This window comes from Pseudogemmobacter blasticus, from assembly GCF_003071405.1.
GTDB lineage: Bacteria > Pseudomonadota > Alphaproteobacteria > Rhodobacterales > Rhodobacteraceae > Pseudogemmobacter > Pseudogemmobacter blasticus.
In genome coordinates, this window is record NZ_CP020470.1 from 1,717,256 (window position 1) to 1,734,531 (window position 17,276).

Below are 17,276 nucleotides of genomic sequence, written 5' to 3' on the forward strand. Positions count from 1 at the left end.
CCTGCACCACCGACCCAATGAAAAAGGCCCGCGGGGGAAGGAACCCGCGGGCCTTTCCGTTTCGGGCGGCAGGAGGGGCCAGCCGCCCGACAGTTGACCTCAGTAGTTGTAGGCGCGTTCGCCATGCGAGGTCAGGTCCAGACCTTCGCGTTCTTCGTCTTCCTTGACGCGCAGGCCGACCAGAACCTTGACGATCAGCAGCGCGATCACCGAGACGACGGCCGACCAGACGATGGTGACGGCCACGCCCTTGGCCTGGGCCGCGACCTGGGCGCCCATGGTGCCCGCTTCGACCAGGAAGCCGGTGCCGCCCAGCGACGGAGCGCAGAGGATGCCGGTGCCAATGGCGCCGACGATGCCGCCCACGCCATGCACGCCGAACACGTCCAGGCTGTCGTCATAGCCCAGCTTGTGCTTGACCGTGGTCACGAAGAAGTAGCACACGATCGAGGCGACGAAGCCCAGCACGATGGCGCCGACCGGGCCGGTGGTGCCGCAGGCCGGGGTGATGGCCACAAGACCGGCCACCATGCCCGAGGCTGCCCCCAGCATGGACGCCTTGCCACGGGTCAGCGCTTCGATCAGCACCCAGCCCAAGATCGCGCCGGCGGTGGCGACAAAGGTATTCAGCAGGGCCAGCGTAGCCCCGGCCGTGGCTTCCAGATTGGAACCCGCGTTGAAGCCGAACCAGCCCACCCACAGCATGGCCGCGCCAACCATGGTCAGCGTCATCGAATGCGGTGCCATGTTGTCCTTGCCGTAGCCGATCCGCTTGCCCAGCATGATCGCGCAGACCAGAGCGGCCACACCGGCGTTGATATGCACCACGGTGCCGCCGGCAAAGTCGATGGCGCTCCAGTTGTACACCAGGCCCGAGGCATCCCAGACCATATGCGCGATCGGGAAGTACGAGAAGGTGACCCAGAGGATCATGAACAGCAGAACCGCCTTGAACTTCATGCGTTCGGCAAAGCCGCCGACGATCAGCGCCGGGGTGATGGCGGCAAAGGTCATCTGGAAGGCAATGAACACATATTCCGGCAGGATGAACCCGGCCGAGAAGGTGGTGGCAGTGGTTTCAGGCGAAACCCCGGCCAGGAACAGCTTGGCCGTGCCCCCCCAGAACGGCGAGGTGCCGCCGCCAAAGGCAAAGGAATAGCCGTAGACAACCCAGATCACCATGACCACCGCGGTGATCAGGGTGCACTGCATCAGCACGCTGAGCATGTTCTTGGTGCGCACAAGGCCGCCGTAGAACAGCGCCAGGCCCGGCACGATCATGAACAGCACCAGGACGGTGGCGGTCATCATCCAGGCGACATCGCCCTTGTCGATGACGGGCACCACTTCCGCAACGGTTTCGGTGACGGTCTCGGTCACTTCGGTGGTGGCCTCTTGCGCCCAGACGGGTGCCGCAGCCAGCAACGCGGCTGGCAGGGCGGCAAGGCCGACAAGTCTCTTGAGATTGGTCATGTGAGCGTCTTCCCTCTTCCCCGCACGCTTACAGCGCGTCATCATCGGTTTCGCCGGTGCGCACGCGCACGGCCTTTTCCACGTCGATCACGAAGATCTTGCCGTCACCGATCTTGCCGGTGCGCGCGGTCTTGCTGATCGTCTCGACCACCTGATCGGCCAGCCCGTCGGCAACGACGATCTCAAGCCGCAGCTTCGGCACGAAGTTCACGGCGTATTCCGCGCCGCGGTAAATTTCCGTGTGGCCCGACTGAGAGCCGAACCCCTTGATCTCGGACACCATCATTCCGCGCACGCCGATCGCGGTCAGCGCCTCGCGCACCTCGTCCAGCTTGAACGGCTTCACTGCAGCCATGATGAGTTTCACGGTCTTCCCCTTTCCTGCGTCGGGCCCGGGGCAATGGGCCCCCTGCGAAAGGAGGCGGGTTTTCGCCGGGCCGGAACAGAGAAAGGCCGGGGTCAGGCGCGCGTTTCCGGGCCAAACGCCCAAATTGAAGACTGCAAAACAGGCGTATGCACAGAAATTAATCGCTCAAGCGATGCGAATCGCCATGCCGATCTCTTCGCATCGCAGCAAAAGGCGGCTATCTTCGGCGCCCAAGAACGAACACGCGATCAAGGCGGGCAGTATCACGATGGCAGTGGGTGGCAGGGGCAAAGGGCCCCTTGTGGCGGACAGACGATATACCTCGCGCACGACAGCGCCCGCGCAGAAATCCGCGGCGCCCAAACGCGCGCCCCGCGCCCCCAAGCCCCGCCGCCATGGCCCGATCGTGGGACTGGTGCTGTTCCTGTGGCGCATGATCTGGGCGGTGCTCTGGCGGGTGACGGCCGTGGGCGTGCTGGTCTACGGCGGCATCGTCTTCTATTTCTATTCGCAACTGCCCGATCTGAACGCCCTGCTTGACGGGCGCGCCCGCGGCTCGGTCACGCTGCTGGACCGCAACAACAAGGTCTTTGCCTGGCGCGGCGAAACCTTCGGCGGCCAGGTCACCGCCGGCACCGTCTCGCCCTATCTGCACAACGCGGTGATCGCGACCGAGGACAAGCGGTTCTACTGGCACTTCGGCGTGTCGCCGCGCGGCATCGCCAGCGCCGTGCGCATCAACCTGTCGGAAGGCCGCGGCCCGTTCGAAGGCAACGGCGGCTCGACCATCACCCAGCAGGTCGCGAAACTGCTTTGCCTTGGCGTGACCTATGACCCGGCGCAGTGGAAGACCGAAGCCGAATACGAAAAGGACTGCCGGTCCGGTGGCATGTGGCGCAAGATCAAGGAAGTGCCCTTCGCCATGGCGATGGAGGCGAAGTATTCCAAGGAAGACATCCTGACGATCTACTTCAACCGCGCCTATCTGGGCGCGGGGGCCCGCGGGTTTGAAGCCGCCGCCCAACGCTATTTCGGCAAATCCGCCGCCGATGTCAGCGCCGCCGAGGCGGCCATGCTGGCGGGGCTGCTCAAGGCGCCCTCGACCTATGCGCCCACCGGCAACATGCAGCGTGCGCGTGACCGGGCCGCCGTGGTGATCGGCCTGATGCAGGAACAGAGCTACCTGACCAAGGCCGAGGCCGCCGAGGCGCTGGCCCATCCGGCCCAGTTGTCCAAGGCCGCGGCACAGAAGAACGGCGGCTTCTTTGCCGACTGGGTGATGGAGACGACCCCCGACTATCTGGCCCGCACCACCACCGAAGACGTGATCATGGAGACCACGCTGGACCAGAAGATGCAGTCTCAGGCCGAAGAGGCGCTGAAATGGGTCTTCGAGAACAAGGTCAAGGCGGGGTCGAAGGCGCAGGCCGCGATCGTGGTGATGAGCGCGGATGGCGCCGTGCGCGCCATGGTGGGCGGGCGCGATCTGCCACAGGCAGGCGATTTCAACCGGGCCACCCAGGCCCTGCGGCAGACCGGATCGGCCTTCAAGCCCTTCATCTATGCCGTGGCCATGGATCTGGGCTACAGCCCGCTCGACTATGTCGATGACAGCCCGTGGTCGATCAATGTGCCGGGTTCGGGCGTCTATTCCCCCAAGAACTATGACGGCAAGTTCAAGGGCATGATCACCCTGACCCAGGCCCTGGCCGAAAGCCGCAACATCCCCGCCGTCAAGATTCAGGAACTGGTCGGGCGCGATCTGGTGAAGAAGGTCGCCACCGATTTCGGCGTGGCGCAGAATCTGGCCGATGGCCCGGCGTTGGCCCTTGGCGCCAGCGAATCCACCCTGATCGAGATGACCGGCGCCTATGCCGGCATCCTGAACGGCGGATCGTCCGTCACGCCCTACGGGCTGCGCGCACTGAAACTTCAGGGCGAGGAGGAGCCGCTGTTCGGGCAGGGCGGCGGCATCGGGGAACGGGTGATCTCGGAAACCGCGGCCCATGCGTTGATCTACATGATGACACAGGTGATCGAGAAAGGCACCGGCACCCGCGCCCGGCTGAACGGGTATGAGGCCGCCGGCAAGACCGGCACCACCAACTCGGCCCGCGATGCCTGGTTCGTGGGCTTCACCGCCGATTATGTGGTGGGTGTCTGGCTGGGGTATGACGACAACACCCCGCTGAACGGTGTCACCGGCGGCGGGCTGCCGGCGGAAATCTGGCATGAGGTGATGACCCGCATCAGCGAAGGGTCAGAGCCGAAGCCGCTGCCGAAGGAAATTCCCGGCAACACGGTCACGGGCGTTCCGGGGGCAATGCCGGGTGAGCCGGTTCCCTATGACCCCAATGATTTCGTCCAGCCCGAGGACGTGCCCTATTTCGACGGCTCGAACCCCAACAAGCCGGGCATGACCGAAGACGATCTGGCCGACCAGATCCTGAACGACGTGCAAAGGAACGGCGCCGGCAACTGACCGGCGCCAGCGCCGCCGTCACAGGCTGCCGAACCGCCCGGCAATCGCCGCGGCATGGGCGGCAAGATCGGGCGTCCGCGCCCAGTGCTTCAGCAGGTCCGACCAGCGCAGCGCAACAAAGGTGACGGCATCCCCTTTCACCGCGCGGGCAAAATCGGCGATTTCGGCCTCGTGCCGGGCAATGGCGGCAGGGTCCACCGGCTTGCCGCTGGCCCAGGTGGCCGGCGCGGCGTGCAGATAGACCAGCACCGCCCCGCGCGCCCGCTTGGTGCCCTGCGTGCGCAGGCCATAGGCGTTCTTCACCAGTTCGACGGCATCCAGGCAACGATAGACCTGCCGCCCTTCGGTCAGCGCGTGGCGCAGGGCGGTGAAGCGGGCCATGCCATCGCCCCAGTCGCGGGTCTCGAACGCTTCGGAGAAGGCCGACGCCTTGCGCGGGCGGAACGGCTCATAACGCTTGGCCTCGACACCAACCAGCGTTGTGGGGGTGACAAGCAGCGCATCCAGCCAGGGATGGCGGCCGCCCCGCCAGGGGAAAGGCATCTCGGCCTCGACCTCGACCGTTTCCACCCGGCCCATCGGCACGCCGGGCAGCGGTGGCAGGGCGGCAGGCCGATCCAGAAACCAGCCGAAGGCATTGGCGGCCAGCGCGGCCGAAGACTCGGGGCTGTCGAACTTGCCAGACGCCAGTTCACCCCCCGGCGCGCGGCCAAGGGCGGCAAGAACGGCCTCGGCCGGAACGCCGGGCAGGAAGGGGAAAGATGCGGGCATGAACGGCCTTTCCGGGCAAGCGCGCCCGCCCGGAACCGGACGCCTGCGCGATGGCCCCCAGATGAAGCCGCCGCGCGGGCAGGTCAATCCCCGGCAGGCGCGCGCGGATCAGGCGCCCTTCATCTCTTGCAGGGTATTGCCGCCATCGACCACCAGCGTGGTGCCGGTGACATAGGACGCCTCCTCGCTGGCCAGGAACAGCGCGCAGGCGGCCACTTCGACAGGGGTGCCGGGGCGGCCCGCCGGGGTGCGCTGCCCGGCCCTGATTTCCTTGGGGCTGGAGCTGTCGGTGGCGATCCAGCCGGGCAGCACCGCGTTGCAGGTGATGCCCTGCCGGCCATATTCCAGCGCGATCGAACGGGTCATGCCGGTGATCGCGGCCTTGGCGGTGGCATAGGCGGAACTGCCGTCTATGGCGACGACAGGCCCGGTGACGCTGCTGATGTTGACGATGCGGCCATAGCCTTGCGCCGCCATGCCCGGCAGGGCCGCACGGCAGCAATGAAAGGTGGTGTTGATGTTCAGCGCCATGTGATGCGCCCAGTCGGCATCAGACCAGCCGGCCAGCGCCTGCCGCTTCACCCGCCGGCCCGATTGCACCATGCCGGCATTGTTCACCAGCACCTCGACCGGGCCATGCCGGGCCTCGACGGCGGCGAACAGCGCGGCCACCTGGGCCGGATCTGTCAGGTCCGCGATATGCGACATCGCGCCGATTTCGGCGGCCCTGTCATGGATGCGCGGCGTGGTTGCGGTCAGACAGACACGCGCCCCGGCCGCGGCCAGCGCCCGCCCGATGGCAAAGCCGATTCCCCCCGGCGCCCCTGCGCCCGTGACCAAAGCCACCCGTCCCGCCACGCCCGCCATGCTGCCCCCCGCCCTGCATCCTGCCGGGCCAGAATGGCAAGATGTCGCGGAAGGTCAATTCCGGGCAAGAATGTAAGGCGCCAACCCCCATTCAACATGCGATTCCTGCACCTACGCGAAAGTGTGCGGCCTGCCGCCGTGCCCGTGCTACAAGGCCTTTCGTTCATCGGCGCAGGTCCTTATATGAAGGCGCCCGCCTCGGACCCTGAGTCGCCGGGACAATTCTGCTTGCTCGTGGGGACACCCGAATGTCGCTTCTTCCCGGCCTATTCTCGTCAGATATGGCGATCGACCTCGGGACCGCAAATACGCTGGTCTACATCCGCGGCAAGGGGATCGTGCTGAACGAACCTTCGGTCGTGGCCTATCACGTCAAGGACGGCAAGAAGCAGGTTCTGGCGGTGGGCGAGGATGCCAAGCTGATGCTGGGCCGCACCCCCGGCACCATCGAGGCGATCCGCCCGATGCGCGACGGCGTGATCGCCGACTTCGAGGCGGCGGAAGAAATGATCAAGCATTTCATCCGCAAGGTTCACAAGCGGTCCACCTTCAGCAAACCCAAGATCATTGTCTGCGTGCCGCATGGCGCGACGCCGGTGGAAAAGCGCGCGATCCGGCAATCGGTCCTGTCGGCCGGGGCGAAACGCGCCGGTCTGATTGCCGAACCGATTGCAGCAGCCATCGGGGCGGGGATGCCGATCACCGAACCCACCGGCAACATGGTGGTGGATATCGGCGGCGGCACGACCGAAGTGGCGGTTCTGTCTCTGGGCGACATCGTCTATGCCCGGTCCGTCCGCGTGGGCGGTGACCGCATGGATGAGGCGATCGTCAGCTACCTGCGCCGTCACCAGAACCTGCTGATCGGGGAATCGACGGCCGAACGCATCAAGACCAGCATCGGCACGGCCCGGATGCCCGATGACGGGCGCGGCGCCAGCATGACGATCCGCGGCCGCGACCTGCTGAACGGCGTGCCGAAGGAAACCGAGATCAATCAGGCCCAGGTGGCAGAGGCGCTGGCCGAACCCGTGCAGCAGATCTGCGATGCGGTGATGCAGGCGCTGGAAGCCACCCCGCCCGACCTGGCCGCCGACATCGTGGACCGCGGCGTGATGCTGACCGGCGGCGGGGCGCTTCTGGGCGATCTGGACCTGTCCTTGCGCGAACAGACCGGCCTTTCGATCAGCGTGGCGAACGAGTCACTGAATTGTGTTGCCCTCGGCACCGGCAAGGCGCTGGAATATGAGAAGCAGCTTCGGCATGTGATCGACTACGACACCTGATCGCAACCGGGCGACAGGTCAGCAAGGCGAGGCGCGTTTGGCCAGAACCCGGACATCTCCGGAAGAATATTATCGACCGCTGCGCCGTCTGCTGGTGGGCGGCCTGGTCGTTGTGCTGCTGGGCCTGTTCCTGCTGTGGCGGATCGACAGCCCGCGGGTGGAACGGTTCCGCACGGCGCTGGTCGATGCGGTGGTTCCCAATCTGGAATGGGCGCTGCTGCCGGTGACCAAGGCCACCGGCATGATCGAGGATTTCGAATCCTACACCCGGATCTATGAGCAGAATCAGGAACTGAAGCGCGAATTGCAGCAGATGAAGGCCTGGAAAGAGGCCGCGCTGCAACTGGAACAGCAGAACGCCCGCCTTCTGGACCTGAATCAGGTGCGGCTTGACCCGAAGCTGACCCATGTCACCGGGCAGGTGCTGGCCGACAGCGGCAGTCCGTTCCGGCAATCGGTGCTGCTGAACGTGGGCGCCCGCGACGGCATCCGCGACGGCTGGGCCTGCATGGACGGCATCGGTCTGGTGGGCCGCATTTCGGGCGTGGGCGCACGCACGGCGCGGGTGATTCTGGTGACGGATACCAACAGCCGGATTCCGGTCACGATCCAGCCCTCGGGGCAGAAGGCGCTGCTCTCTGGCGACAACGGCCCGCTGCCCCCGCTGGAATTCATCGAAAAGGCCGATGAGGTGCGACCGGGTGACCGGGTGGTGACCTCGGGCGATGGCGGCATGTTCCCGGCCGGGCTTCTGGTGGGGCAGGTGGTGCTGGGCACAGACCGGCGGCTACGGGTTTCGCTGGCCGCCGATTATCAGCGGCTGGAATTCCTGCGCGTGTTGCGCAGCCACGATCTGGAACCGATCACCGATGCCGGCGGGCTGGTGGCGCCGCCCCTGCTGCCGTCTTCACCGCTGCCCGAGGTGGATGCCGAAGGGGCCGCGGCCGCCCCGCCCGCTGCTGGCAGCGGCGCCGATGTGGATGCCGGCGGATCGGGCGATGCTGAAGGCGGCGATGCCGCCGCCCCGGCCGGAGCGGCAACCAATGGATAGGCTTCTGCGGGCAGATCCCTGGGGCTATCGGGCGCTGTTTCTGGCGCTGGCGTTGCTGTTGCTGTTCATCCGGCTCTTGCCGCTGGGCAATACCGCTGGCGCCTTGCCCGGGCCTGACCTCATGCTGTGCCTGACCTTCGCCTGGGTCATGCGCCGGCCGGATTACCTGCCGCTGGGCATGATCGTGGCCGTCACCCTGGCCGAAGACCTGATCCTGATGCGCCCGCCGGGGCTGTGGACGGCGCTGATGGTGCTGGCGACCGAATTCCTCCGCTCGCGCAATGCGCTGACGCGCGAGCTGAGCTTTGTGGTGGAATGGTTGCTGGCGGCCGGGCTGATGCTGGCAATGCTGCTGGCCTATCGCTTTGCCTTTGCCGCGTCTTTCCTGCCGCAACCGCCCTTTGGTCATGCGCTGGTGCAGATCCTGTGGTCGATCCTGGCCTATCCGCTGGTCGTCGGGCTGTCGCGGCTCAGCTTCGATCTGCGCAAGCCCGCCACCGGCGAAATCGACGATTACGGGAGGCGGCTGTGAGACGCACGCCCAAGGACAAGGAAGACATCGCCCGCAGCCTGACGCGGCGCACGCTGATGCTGGGCGGCGCGATGACGGCCATGGTGGCGGCACTTGGCGTGCGGATGCGCTATCTTCAGGTCGATCAGGCCGACGAATTCCGCCTGCTGGCCGAAGAGAACCGCATCAGCATCCGCCTGATCCCGCCGACCCGCGGCCTGATCCAGGACCGGAACGGCAAGATCATCGCCGGCAACGAACAGAATTACCGCGTGGTGATCACCCGCGAACAGGCGGGCGATGTGGAACTGGTGATGCGGCGGCTGGCCGGCATCATTCCCATGACGCCGGAAGAGCTGGAAGAAACGGTGAACGATGTCGTCCGCCATTCCGCCTATGTGCCCGTGATCGTGCGCGACCGGCTGAGCTGGGACGATTTTTCCAAGATCGCGGTCAATGCCCCCGCCCTGCCCGGCGTTCTGCCCGAGGTGGGCCAGTCGCGCTTTTATCCCCGCGACGTGGATTTCGCCCATGTGGTGGGCTATGTCGGCCCGGTGTCCGAACGGGATCTGGCCGAACGCGAAGATCCCGATCCGGTGTTGCGGCTGCCCAAGTTCCAGATCGGCAAGATCGGCGTGGAACGCTGGATGGATGACACGCTGCGCGGCACCGCCGGCACCAAGAAGATCGAGGTCAACGCCGTTGGCCGCGTGATGCGCGAGCTTGAGCGCAATGAAGGCGACCCGGGCGCCGACATCCGCCTGACCATCGACGCCGACCTGCAGAACTTCACCCAGGCCCGGCTGGGCATCGAAAGCGCCGCCGTGGTGGTGATGGATGTGCAGAATGGCGATGTGGTGGCCTGCGTCTCGTCGCCGTCGTTCGACCCGAACCTGTTTGTCCGCGGCATCAGCCATGTCGATTATCAGGCGCTGATGGAAAACGACCACCGGCCGCTGGCGAACAAGACCGTCTCGGGCGCCTATCCGCCGGGATCGACCTTCAAGATGGTCACCGCGCTGGCCGCGCTGGAAGCCGGCGTGATTGACGAGAACTATCGCGTGCGCTGCCCGGGCTATCTGGAGTTCGGCGGCCGCCGCTTCCACTGCTGGAGCAGGGGCGGGCACGGCACGGTGTCGTTGACCCGGTCCTTCGCGGAAAGCTGCGACGTTTACTATTACGACATCGCGCAGAAGGTGGGCATCGACAAGATCGCCGAAATGGGCCGCCGGCTGGGTCTGGGCGTCCGCCATGACATGCCGATGAGCGCGATCACCGAAGGCAACATGCCCGACAAGGCCTGGAAGCAGCAGCGCCACAAGGCCGAATGGCGGATCGGCGACACGATCAACGCCTCGATCGGGCAAGGTTATGTGCTGGCCTCGCCGCTGCAACTGGCGGTGATGACCGCCCGCATCGCCAGCGGCCGCGCCGTGGCGCCGCGGCTGGTGCGGATGATCGACGGGCAAGAGATTCCCGTGCCCGAAGCCCCGTCGTTGGGCATCGCGGAATCGACGCTGGCCGCAATCCGCAGGGGCATGGACGAGGTGGTGAACGGCGAACGCGGCACCGCGAAATCGTCGCGCATCGTGGATGTGTCGATGGCACTGGCGGGCAAGACCGGCACCAGCCAGGTGCGCAACATCACCGCGGCCGAGCGGGCGCGCGGCGTGGTCTCGAACGACCAGCTTCCGTGGAACCGGCGCGACCATGCGCTGTTCGTGGGCTTTGCCCCGGCCGCGGCGCCGCGCTATGCGGTCTCTGTCGTGGTGGAACACGGCGGCGGCGGATCGGCGGCGGCGGCCCCCATCGGGCGCGACGTGATTCTTTACGCGCTGTCCGGCGGCATCCCTCCGCTGGACGCCTATCCCGCCAGCCAGCGCGGCCGCATCGAAAGCATGTTGAAAGACCTGTCGTTGCGCGACCCCACCACCGGCGCCGCACCCAAGGCCGAAAAGGCATGAAGGGGCGGCCATGACCTTTTACGACAACCGGCTGAAACAGGTTCCGACCGGGCTGCGGAAGGTGCTTTACCTCAACTGGCAGCTTGTGGTGCTGATCGTCGCGGTGGCGTCGGTCGGCATCCTGATGCTCTACTCGATCGCCGGGGGCGATTTCGACATCTGGGCGCGGCGTCAGGCACAGGTTTTCGCAGCCGGTCTGGTGCTGATGTTCGCCGTGGCCTTCGTGCCGATCTGGTTCTGGCGCAGCATGGCGGTGGCGGCCTATCTGCTGGCCTTCGCGCTACTGATCTTTGTCGAGTTCAAGGGCAAGATCGGCATGGGCGCGCAGCGCTGGATCGACTTTGGCGTGATCCAGTTCCAGCCGTCCGAGATGATGAAGTTCACCCTGGTGATGGTGCTGGCGGCCTATTACGACTGGCTTGACAACAAGCGGGTGTCGCGGCCGCTCTGGGTGCTGATGCCGGTGCTGCTGACCGTGCTGCCCACCATTCTGGTGCTGATGCAGCCCAACCTTGGCACGTCGCTCATGCTGCTGCTGGGCGGGGCGACGGTGATGTTCGCGGCCGGCGTGTCGCTGTGGTATTTCGCGGCGGTGGCCTCGCTGGCGGGCGGGGCGATTGCCGGGGTGTTCCTGACCCGCGGCACCCCCTGGCAGTTCCTGCACGATTACCAGTATCGCCGGATCGACACCTTCCTTGACCCGACCGCCGATCCGCTGGGCGCGGGCTACAACATCATTCAGGCCAAGATCGCGCTGGGATCGGGCGGCTGGTCCGGCAAGGGGTTCATGCAGGGCACCCAGTCGCGGCTGAACTTCCTGCCCGAAAAGCACACCGACTTTATCTTCACCACGCTGGCCGAGGAATTCGGCTTCGTGGGCGCCTTCTCGCTGCTGGTGCTGTATGCGCTGATCATCGGCTTCTGCCTGGTCTCGGCGCTACAGAACCGTGACCGCTTCTCGTCGCTGCTGATCATCGGCGTGGCGGCCAACTTCTTCTTCTATATCGCGGTGAACCTGTCGATGGTGATGGGCATGGCCCCGGTGGTGGGCGTGCCGCTGCCGCTGCTCAGCTATGGCGGGTCGGCGATGCTGGTGATCCTGGTCGGCTTCGGGCTGGTGCAAAGCGCCCATGTCCATCGCCCGCGTTAAGCGTGGCGCTGCGGGGGCGCTGCCCCCGCACCCCCGGGATATTTGGGGACAGATGAAAAGGCAGGCGGGCGCCCTGCCCGCGCCTGCGGCGGTCAGGCTTTCTTCTTCTTGCCTTCCGCCGCCTCTTCCAGCGCGGCAATCCGGGCGGCCAGTGCGGTGTTTTCCTCGCGCGCCTTCTGCGCCATGGCGCGGACGGCATCGAATTCCTCGCGGGTGACGAAATCGCGGTCGGCCATCCAGCGGTCGACAAAGCCCTTCATCGCCGTTTCGGCCTCGGTCTTGGCGCCCTGGGCCACGCCCATGGCGTTGGTCATCAACTGGCTCATGTCATCAAGAAACTTGTTGCGGCTTTGCATGGCTTCAGGCTCCGGTTGGCGCGTTTGGCCTTATATGCGCGCTTGATCGGGTGTTCACAAGGCGGCGATCCGCCGCCGGTTGACATCGGCCCGCCCCACCCTGACAAGCGGGCGCGAAGGAGTGCCGCGATGATCCCCTTTCCCGACATCTCGCCCAATGTGTTCGAAATCCCGCTGGGCGGCATGACCTTTGCCCTGCGCTGGTATGCGCTGGCCTATATCTTCGGGCTGCTGCTGGGCTGGTGGCTGGTCACCCGCGCGGTCCGCACGCCACGGCTGTGGCCGGGCGAGGCCCCGATGAGCGCGGAGCAGGTGGAACGCCTGCTAACCTGGGTGATCTTCGGGGTGATCCTGGGCGGGCGGCTGGGCTATGTGCTGTTCTACCAGCCCGGCGACTATCTGGCCGATCCGCTGGCCGCGCTGCGCATCTGGGAAGGCGGCATGTCCTTCCATGGCGGGTTCCTGGGGGTGGTGGTGGCCGGGTTGTGGTTCTGCCGGCGCGAGAAGATTCCGCTGCTGCCGACCGGCGACCTGATGGCCATGGTCGCGCCCATCGGCCTGTTCCTGGGGCGGCTGGCGAATTTCGTCAACGCCGAACTGTGGGGGCGGCCGACCGACCTGCCCTGGGGCGTGGTGTTTCCCGGCGCGGCCGCGCAGGCCTGCGCCACGGCAACCACGGCCTGCGCCCGCCATCCCAGTCAGTTGTATGAGGCAGCACTGGAAGGGCTGATCCTGGGCGCTCTGGTGCTGTGGCTGGCCTGGCGGCGCGGCGCGTTCCGCTGGCCGGGGCTGGTGATGGGCACCTTCCTGGCCGGTTATGGCATCGCGCGCTTTCTGGTCGAATTCGTCCGCCAGCCGGATGCGCAATTCGTCTCGCCCGGCAATCCGCTGGGCCTTGCCTGGCATGTCGGCGGCTGGGGGCTGACCATGGGCCAGATGCTGAGCCTGCCGATGATCGCCGTTGGCCTGTGGTTCCTGATCCGCGCCCGGCGATGACGCCGCTTGCCGCCCTGCTGATCGAGCGCATCCGCGAAGGCGGGCCGATCAGCGTGGCCGAGTATATGGCCGAATGTCTGCTGCACCCCGCGCATGGCTATTACACCACCCGCGATCCGTTCGGCGCCGGCGGCGACTTCACCACCGCGCCGGAAATCAGCCAGATGTTCGGAGAGCTGTTCGGTCTGGCCCTGGCGCAAGCCTGGCTGGATCAGGGCGCGCCTTCGCCCTTCACGCTGGCCGAGCTGGGGCCCGGACGCGGCACGCTGATGGCCGATGTACTGCGCGCCACCAGGGGGGTGCCGGGCTTCCATGCGGCGGCCCGGGTGGTGCTGGTCGAGGCATCCCCCGTGCTGCGCGCCCGCCAGCGCGACCGGCTGGCCCCGCATCCGGTGACCTGGGCCGAGACCACCGACAGCCTGCCCGACCAGCCGCTGTTCCTGATCGCCAACGAATTCTTCGATGCGCTGCCGATCCGCCAGTTCCTGCGTGACGGCGTGGTCTGGCGCGAACGGCTGGTGGGGTTGGACAAGGGGCATCTGGCCTTCGGCCTGTCGGCCCCGCTGCCGCAGGTGCCCGACAGCCCCGCCTTCCGCGATGCCCCCGCCGGCGCGCTGGTCGAGGTCTGCCCGGCGGCAACCTTCGCGCTGGCCCCGGTGCGGGCGCGGATCGCCCGGTTCGGCGGGCTGGCCTATATCATCGACTATGGCGACTGGCGGTCGCGCGGCGACACGCTGCAAGCCCTGCGCGCCCATGCCTTTGACGACCCGCTGGCCCATCCGGGCGAGGCCGACCTGACCGCCCATGTCGATTTCGAGGCGCTGGCCCAGGGGGCCGGGGCCGGGGCCTATGACACGCAGGGGGCCGTGCTGGCCCGGCTGGGCATCGCCGCGCGAGCGGACCGGCTGGCGCAGGGGCTGGCCGGGCCTGCGCGGGAAACCCACCTTGCCGCGCTTCGACGCTTGACCCACCCGCAGGAAATGGGTTCGTTGTTCAAGGTGCTGGCACTCTGCCGCGCCGGTTCGCCACCGCCACCGGGATTTGACGCTGCCTGATGCCTGCCACTCTGGAACTCATCACCTCTGACGCCCTGCCGTTCCGGCACGGCTTCTTTACCCGCAAGGGCGGCGCATCCTCCGGCGTCTATGCCGGGCTGAACTGTGGCACCGGATCGGGCGATCAGGCCGAGATCGTGGCGATCAACCGTGCCCGCGTGGCCGAGGCGATGGGGGTGCCCCTGTCGGCGCTGGCGACCGTGCATCAGATCCACTCGGCCGATGTCGTCACCGTGACCGGCCCGCTGGCGCTGCGCCCAGAAGCGGATGCGCTGGTGACGGCAACACCCGGGCTGGCGCTGGCGGTGCTGACCGCCGATTGCCAGCCGGTGCTGTTCGCCGACGCGAAATCCGGCGTGATCGGCGCCGCCCATGCCGGCTGGCGCGGGGCGCGCGATGGCGTGCTTGAGGCGACCGTTGCCGCGATGGAATCGCTGGGCGCGCAGCGGGCCGACATTGCCGCGGTGATCGGCCCCACCATCAGCCAGGCCGCCTATGAGGTGGGCACCGAGTTTCTGGAAAACTTCCTGGACGACGACCCCGAAAACGCCCGCTTCTTCGCCAATGGCGAAGGCGGGCGCTATCTGTTCGACCTGCCGTCCTATGGGCTGCACCGGCTGCGTGCGGCCGGGGTGGGCCATGCCGAATGGACGCGGCATTGCACCTATCGCGACCCGGATCGCTTCTACAGCTATCGCCGCACCACCCATGCGGCCGAAGCCGATTACGGGCGGCTGATCTCGGCCATCCGGCTTTAGGCGTTCTTCGCCAGCCGCGCTTCCAGCACGTCGAAGGGAACGCCGGGTTCATCCTTGGCGCAGCGGATCACAAGGCTGGTCTTCACATTGGCCACATTGTCGGCCTTGAGCAGCTCTCCGGTCAGGAAGCTCTGGAAGGTGGACAGGTCGGGCGAGACGCATTTCAGGATGAAGTCGATCTCGCCGTTCAGCATGTGACATTCGCGAACCAGCGGCCAGGCACGGCAGCGCGCCTCGAAGGCGGACAGATCGGCTTCGGCCTGGCTGTTCAGCCGGACCGAGGCGAAGACCGAGACTTCGAACCCCAGTTCGCGGGGGTCGATGTCGGCATGATAGCCGCGGATATAGCCCTGCTCTTCCAGCGTGCGCACACGGCGCAGACAGGGCGGGGCCGAGATGCCCACCCGGCTTGCCAGTTCCACATTCGTCATCCGACCGTCGACCTGCAGTTCCGCAAGAATCTTGCGGTCGATCTCGTCCAGCTTGTGGCCTGCCATGCCGTTCCCCTTTCTGGCGTCTGTCTAGGCGCTTGCCGGCAGGCGCGCAACATTGTTTCAAGGTCGCGCAAGAAAAAGACGGTGCCGTTTCGGGGCGCCACCCGCAAACGCAACACGCCGGGGCTTTCGGCGGGCGGGCGGGTTGAATATATCGGCCCTGACACACGGGGGCATTCCATGGGCGAGACACGTCACACCAAGGTTCTGATCATCGGTTCCGGCCCGGCGGGCTATACCGCGGCGGTCTATGCCAGCCGCGCCATGCTGAAGCCGGTGCTGATTCAGGGTATGCAGCCCGGCGGGCAGTTGACCATCACAACCGAGGTCGAGAACTGGCCCGGCGACAAGACGGTGCAGGGACCGGACCTGATGGTCCGCATGGAAGACCACGCCCGCGAGATGGGTGCCGAGATCATCACCGACATTGTGACCCGGCTTGACCTGTCGCAGCGGCCCTTCGTGGCGGAAACCGACAGCGGCACCCGCTGGACCGCCGATGCCGTGATCCTGGCCACTGGCGCGCAGGCGCGCTGGCTGGGCCTGCCAAGCGAGGAAAAGTTCAAGGGCTTCGGCGTTTCGGCCTGCGCCACCTGCGACGGGTTCTTCTATCGCGGCCGCGAGGTGGTGGTGATCGGGGGCGGCAATACCGCCGTGGAAGAGGCGCTGTTCCTGACCAACTTCGCGTCGAAAGTCACCATCGTGCACCGTCGCGACAGCTTCCGCGCGGAAAAGATCATGCAGGAACGGCTGTTTAAGAACCCCAAGATCGCCGTGGTCTGGGACAGCGAAGTGACCGAGGTGAAGGGCACCGAGGCACCGTTGGGCGTGACCGCCGTCACCGTCCGCAACGTGAAGACCGGCGCAACGCAGGATATTCCCTGCGACGGGTTCTTCGTCGCCATCGGCCACGCCCCGGCCAGCGAACTGGTCAAGGACCAGTTGGAACTGCACAATGGCGGCTATGTGAAGGTGGAACCCGGCACCACCCGCACCTCGATTCCCGGCGTGTTCGCGGCGGGCGACCTGACCGACCATGTCTATCGCCAGGCCGTCACCAGCGCCGGCATGGGCTGCATGGCCGCGCTGGACGCCGAGAAGTTTCTGGCGGGCCACTGACAATGCCCGGCGCCCCCGCAGCCGATGCGGGGCCGCCGCTTCTGCCCTGGCAGGGCACGGTCTGGCGTGCGGTGTTTCGCGGCGCAAACCCGCTGTTGCCCGTCACCTCGCCCGAAGGGCGGTTCCACCACTCGGGCCAGACGGCGCTTTACACCTCCTGCACACCAGAGGGCTGCGTCGTGGCCATTCAGCGGTACCTGAGCCCCGACGATCCTGCGCGCGAAATTGTGCCGTTGCAGCTTGCGCCCTGCCTTGTGGCTGACCTGCGCGGGCGGGCGGCGGTCTCGACCGTCTGGCAGGACATTCGCGCAGGCGGGGCGGCCGCCCCCACATGGGCCTGGTCTGATCTGGCGCGGGCGGCAGGGGCTGCCGGATTGCTGTATTCCTCGCGTTCGGCCCCGGCGCTGACGCATCTTGCACTGTTCGATGCGGGTCTTCTTGCCCGTGCAGGCGCGGCCCTACCCTTCCCCCTGCGCTGACCTGCCCCCGGCGGATGTGGCGTTTCTGCCGCGGCGGGGCGGCAATAATCTTCCCCTGCCCCCTCCCATCGCAGCGGCCCCTTTCCCTTTTCCTCAG

The 17,276-nt window shown here is 66.7% G+C and carries 17 protein-coding genes; 11 read left to right on the top strand and 6 right to left on the bottom strand.

Annotated elements, in window-relative coordinates; genetic code table 11:
* Window positions 1–99: 99 nt before the first annotated feature.
* Both B6K69_RS08380 and B6K69_RS08385 read right to left on the bottom strand, forming a co-directional pair.
* Complete coding sequence (locus B6K69_RS08380) at window positions 100–1,473, bottom strand: ammonium transporter (protein ID WP_108643459.1); 1,374 nt, start codon at window positions 1,471–1,473, stop codon at window positions 100–102.
* 28 nt (window positions 1,474–1,501) lie between these two features.
* On the bottom strand, window positions 1,502–1,840 hold the full coding sequence (locus B6K69_RS08385; RefSeq protein ID WP_108644846.1) for a P-II family nitrogen regulator: 339 nt from the start codon (window positions 1,838–1,840) through the stop codon (window positions 1,502–1,504).
* A 268-nt stretch (window positions 1,841–2,108) separates the two neighbouring features.
* Between B6K69_RS08385 and B6K69_RS08390 the strand changes: the two genes are divergently transcribed.
* Entirely contained in the window at window positions 2,109–4,322 is a 2,214-nt protein-coding gene (locus B6K69_RS08390; protein ID WP_108644847.1) for a transglycosylase domain-containing protein, read from the top strand.
* Window positions 4,323–4,340: 18 nt separating this feature from the next.
* Here B6K69_RS08390 and B6K69_RS08395 read toward each other — a convergent pair whose 3' ends face one another.
* Together B6K69_RS08395 and B6K69_RS08400 are read right to left on the bottom strand one after the other, a co-directional pair.
* The gene (locus tag B6K69_RS08395) at window positions 4,341–5,093 is read right to left on the bottom strand and encodes a PGN_0703 family putative restriction endonuclease (protein ID WP_108643460.1); all 753 of its coding nucleotides are present in this window, start codon (window positions 5,091–5,093) and stop codon (window positions 4,341–4,343) included.
* 108 nt (window positions 5,094–5,201) lie between these two features.
* Window positions 5,202–5,960 carry an SDR family NAD(P)-dependent oxidoreductase gene (locus tag B6K69_RS08400; RefSeq protein WP_108643461.1) on the bottom strand — a complete coding sequence of 253 codons (759 nt, stop codon included), beginning with the start codon at window positions 5,958–5,960 and terminating at the stop codon, window positions 5,202–5,204.
* Between the two features lie 248 nt (window positions 5,961–6,208).
* Between B6K69_RS08400 and B6K69_RS08405 the strand changes: the two genes are divergently transcribed.
* The 5 genes from B6K69_RS08405 to rodA are packed head-to-tail and all read left to right on the top strand — an operon-like array spanning window position 6,209 to window position 11,922.
* Window positions 6,209–7,246 carry a rod shape-determining protein gene (locus B6K69_RS08405; protein WP_107673958.1) on the top strand — a complete coding sequence of 346 codons (1,038 nt, stop codon included), beginning with the start codon at window positions 6,209–6,211 and terminating at the stop codon, window positions 7,244–7,246.
* A gap of 37 nt (window positions 7,247–7,283) precedes the next feature.
* Window positions 7,284–8,297 carry a rod shape-determining protein MreC gene (gene mreC / locus B6K69_RS08410; protein ID WP_107673959.1) on the top strand — a complete coding sequence of 338 codons (1,014 nt, stop codon included), beginning with the start codon at window positions 7,284–7,286 and terminating at the stop codon, window positions 8,295–8,297.
* Window positions 8,290–8,829: a rod shape-determining protein MreD gene (locus B6K69_RS08415; protein WP_107673960.1), complete on the top strand. Its 540-nt coding sequence runs from the start codon at window positions 8,290–8,292 to the stop codon at window positions 8,827–8,829. Before mreC ends, B6K69_RS08415 begins: the two co-directional genes overlap by 8 nt.
* Window positions 8,826–10,772, top strand: a complete 1,947-nt coding sequence (mrdA, locus tag B6K69_RS08420) for a penicillin-binding protein 2 (RefSeq protein WP_107673961.1) — start codon at window positions 8,826–8,828, stop codon at window positions 10,770–10,772. Before B6K69_RS08415 ends, mrdA begins: the two co-directional genes overlap by 4 nt.
* Before the next feature lie 10 nt (window positions 10,773–10,782).
* Window positions 10,783–11,922 carry a rod shape-determining protein RodA gene (gene rodA, locus B6K69_RS08425; protein WP_108643462.1) on the top strand — a complete coding sequence of 380 codons (1,140 nt, stop codon included), beginning with the start codon at window positions 10,783–10,785 and terminating at the stop codon, window positions 11,920–11,922.
* Between the two features lie 92 nt (window positions 11,923–12,014).
* On the opposite strand, the gene B6K69_RS08430 is transcribed toward rodA, so the two are convergent.
* Entirely contained in the window at window positions 12,015–12,278 is a 264-nt protein-coding gene (locus tag B6K69_RS08430) for an accessory factor UbiK family protein (protein ID WP_107673963.1), read from the bottom strand.
* A gap of 129 nt (window positions 12,279–12,407) precedes the next feature.
* Here B6K69_RS08430 and lgt point away from each other — a divergent pair, with 129 nt between their 5' ends.
* From lgt to pgeF, 3 genes are read left to right on the top strand one after another with little or no spacing between them, the layout of a single operon-like run.
* Window positions 12,408–13,274, top strand: a complete 867-nt coding sequence (gene lgt, locus B6K69_RS08435; protein WP_108643463.1) for a prolipoprotein diacylglyceryl transferase — start codon at window positions 12,408–12,410, stop codon at window positions 13,272–13,274.
* A complete protein-coding gene (locus B6K69_RS08440) occupies window positions 13,271–14,329 on the top strand; it encodes a class I SAM-dependent methyltransferase (protein WP_108643464.1) in 1,059 nt (352 codons plus the stop codon). The genes lgt and B6K69_RS08440 overlap by 4 nt, the downstream gene beginning before the upstream one ends.
* On the top strand, window positions 14,329–15,087 hold the full coding sequence (gene pgeF, locus B6K69_RS08445) for a peptidoglycan editing factor PgeF (RefSeq protein WP_108643465.1): 759 nt from the start codon (window positions 14,329–14,331) through the stop codon (window positions 15,085–15,087). Before B6K69_RS08440 ends, pgeF begins: the two co-directional genes overlap by 1 nt.
* Here pgeF and B6K69_RS08450 read toward each other — a convergent pair.
* The gene (locus tag B6K69_RS08450) at window positions 15,084–15,584 is read right to left on the bottom strand and encodes an Lrp/AsnC family transcriptional regulator (RefSeq protein ID WP_107673967.1); all 501 of its coding nucleotides are present in this window, start codon (window positions 15,582–15,584) and stop codon (window positions 15,084–15,086) included. The two genes, pgeF and B6K69_RS08450, sit on opposite strands and share 4 nt — an antisense overlap.
* A gap of 177 nt (window positions 15,585–15,761) precedes the next feature.
* On the opposite strand from B6K69_RS08450, the gene trxB reads away from it, so the two are divergent.
* Window positions 15,762–16,700: a thioredoxin-disulfide reductase gene (gene trxB, locus B6K69_RS08455; RefSeq protein ID WP_108644848.1), complete on the top strand. Its 939-nt coding sequence runs from the start codon at window positions 15,762–15,764 to the stop codon at window positions 16,698–16,700.
* Between the two features lie 2 nt (window positions 16,701–16,702).
* Window positions 16,703–17,179, top strand: a complete 477-nt coding sequence (locus B6K69_RS08460) for an RES family NAD+ phosphorylase (RefSeq protein ID WP_108643466.1) — start codon at window positions 16,703–16,705, stop codon at window positions 17,177–17,179.
* Window positions 17,180–17,276: the final 97 nt, after the last annotated feature.

Coding starts and splice junctions, on each gene's coding strand:
- B6K69_RS08400 (WP_108643461.1), bottom strand. CDS start 5,960: ATGGCGGGCGTGGCGGGACGGGTGGCTTTGGTCACGGGCGCAGGGGCG.
- B6K69_RS08450 (WP_107673967.1), bottom strand. CDS start 15,584: ATGGCAGGCCACAAGCTGGACGAGATCGACCGCAAGATTCTTGCGGAA.
- B6K69_RS08415 (WP_107673960.1), top strand. CDS start 8,290: ATGGATAGGCTTCTGCGGGCAGATCCCTGGGGCTATCGGGCGCTGTTT.
- B6K69_RS08405 (WP_107673958.1), top strand. CDS start 6,209: ATGTCGCTTCTTCCCGGCCTATTCTCGTCAGATATGGCGATCGACCTC.
- B6K69_RS08395 (WP_108643460.1), bottom strand. CDS start 5,093: ATGCCCGCATCTTTCCCCTTCCTGCCCGGCGTTCCGGCCGAGGCCGTT.
- trxB (WP_108644848.1), top strand. CDS start 15,762: ATGGGCGAGACACGTCACACCAAGGTTCTGATCATCGGTTCCGGCCCG.
- B6K69_RS08430 (WP_107673963.1), bottom strand. CDS start 12,278: ATGCAAAGCCGCAACAAGTTTCTTGATGACATGAGCCAGTTGATGACC.
- B6K69_RS08440 (WP_108643464.1), top strand. CDS start 13,271: ATGACGCCGCTTGCCGCCCTGCTGATCGAGCGCATCCGCGAAGGCGGG.
- rodA (WP_108643462.1), top strand. CDS start 10,783: ATGACCTTTTACGACAACCGGCTGAAACAGGTTCCGACCGGGCTGCGG.
- B6K69_RS08380 (WP_108643459.1), bottom strand. CDS start 1,473: ATGACCAATCTCAAGAGACTTGTCGGCCTTGCCGCCCTGCCAGCCGCG.
- pgeF (WP_108643465.1), top strand. CDS start 14,329: ATGCCTGCCACTCTGGAACTCATCACCTCTGACGCCCTGCCGTTCCGG.
- B6K69_RS08460 (WP_108643466.1), top strand. CDS start 16,703: ATGCCCGGCGCCCCCGCAGCCGATGCGGGGCCGCCGCTTCTGCCCTGG.
- lgt (WP_108643463.1), top strand. CDS start 12,408: ATGATCCCCTTTCCCGACATCTCGCCCAATGTGTTCGAAATCCCGCTG.
- B6K69_RS08390 (WP_108644847.1), top strand. CDS start 2,109: ATGGCAGTGGGTGGCAGGGGCAAAGGGCCCCTTGTGGCGGACAGACGA.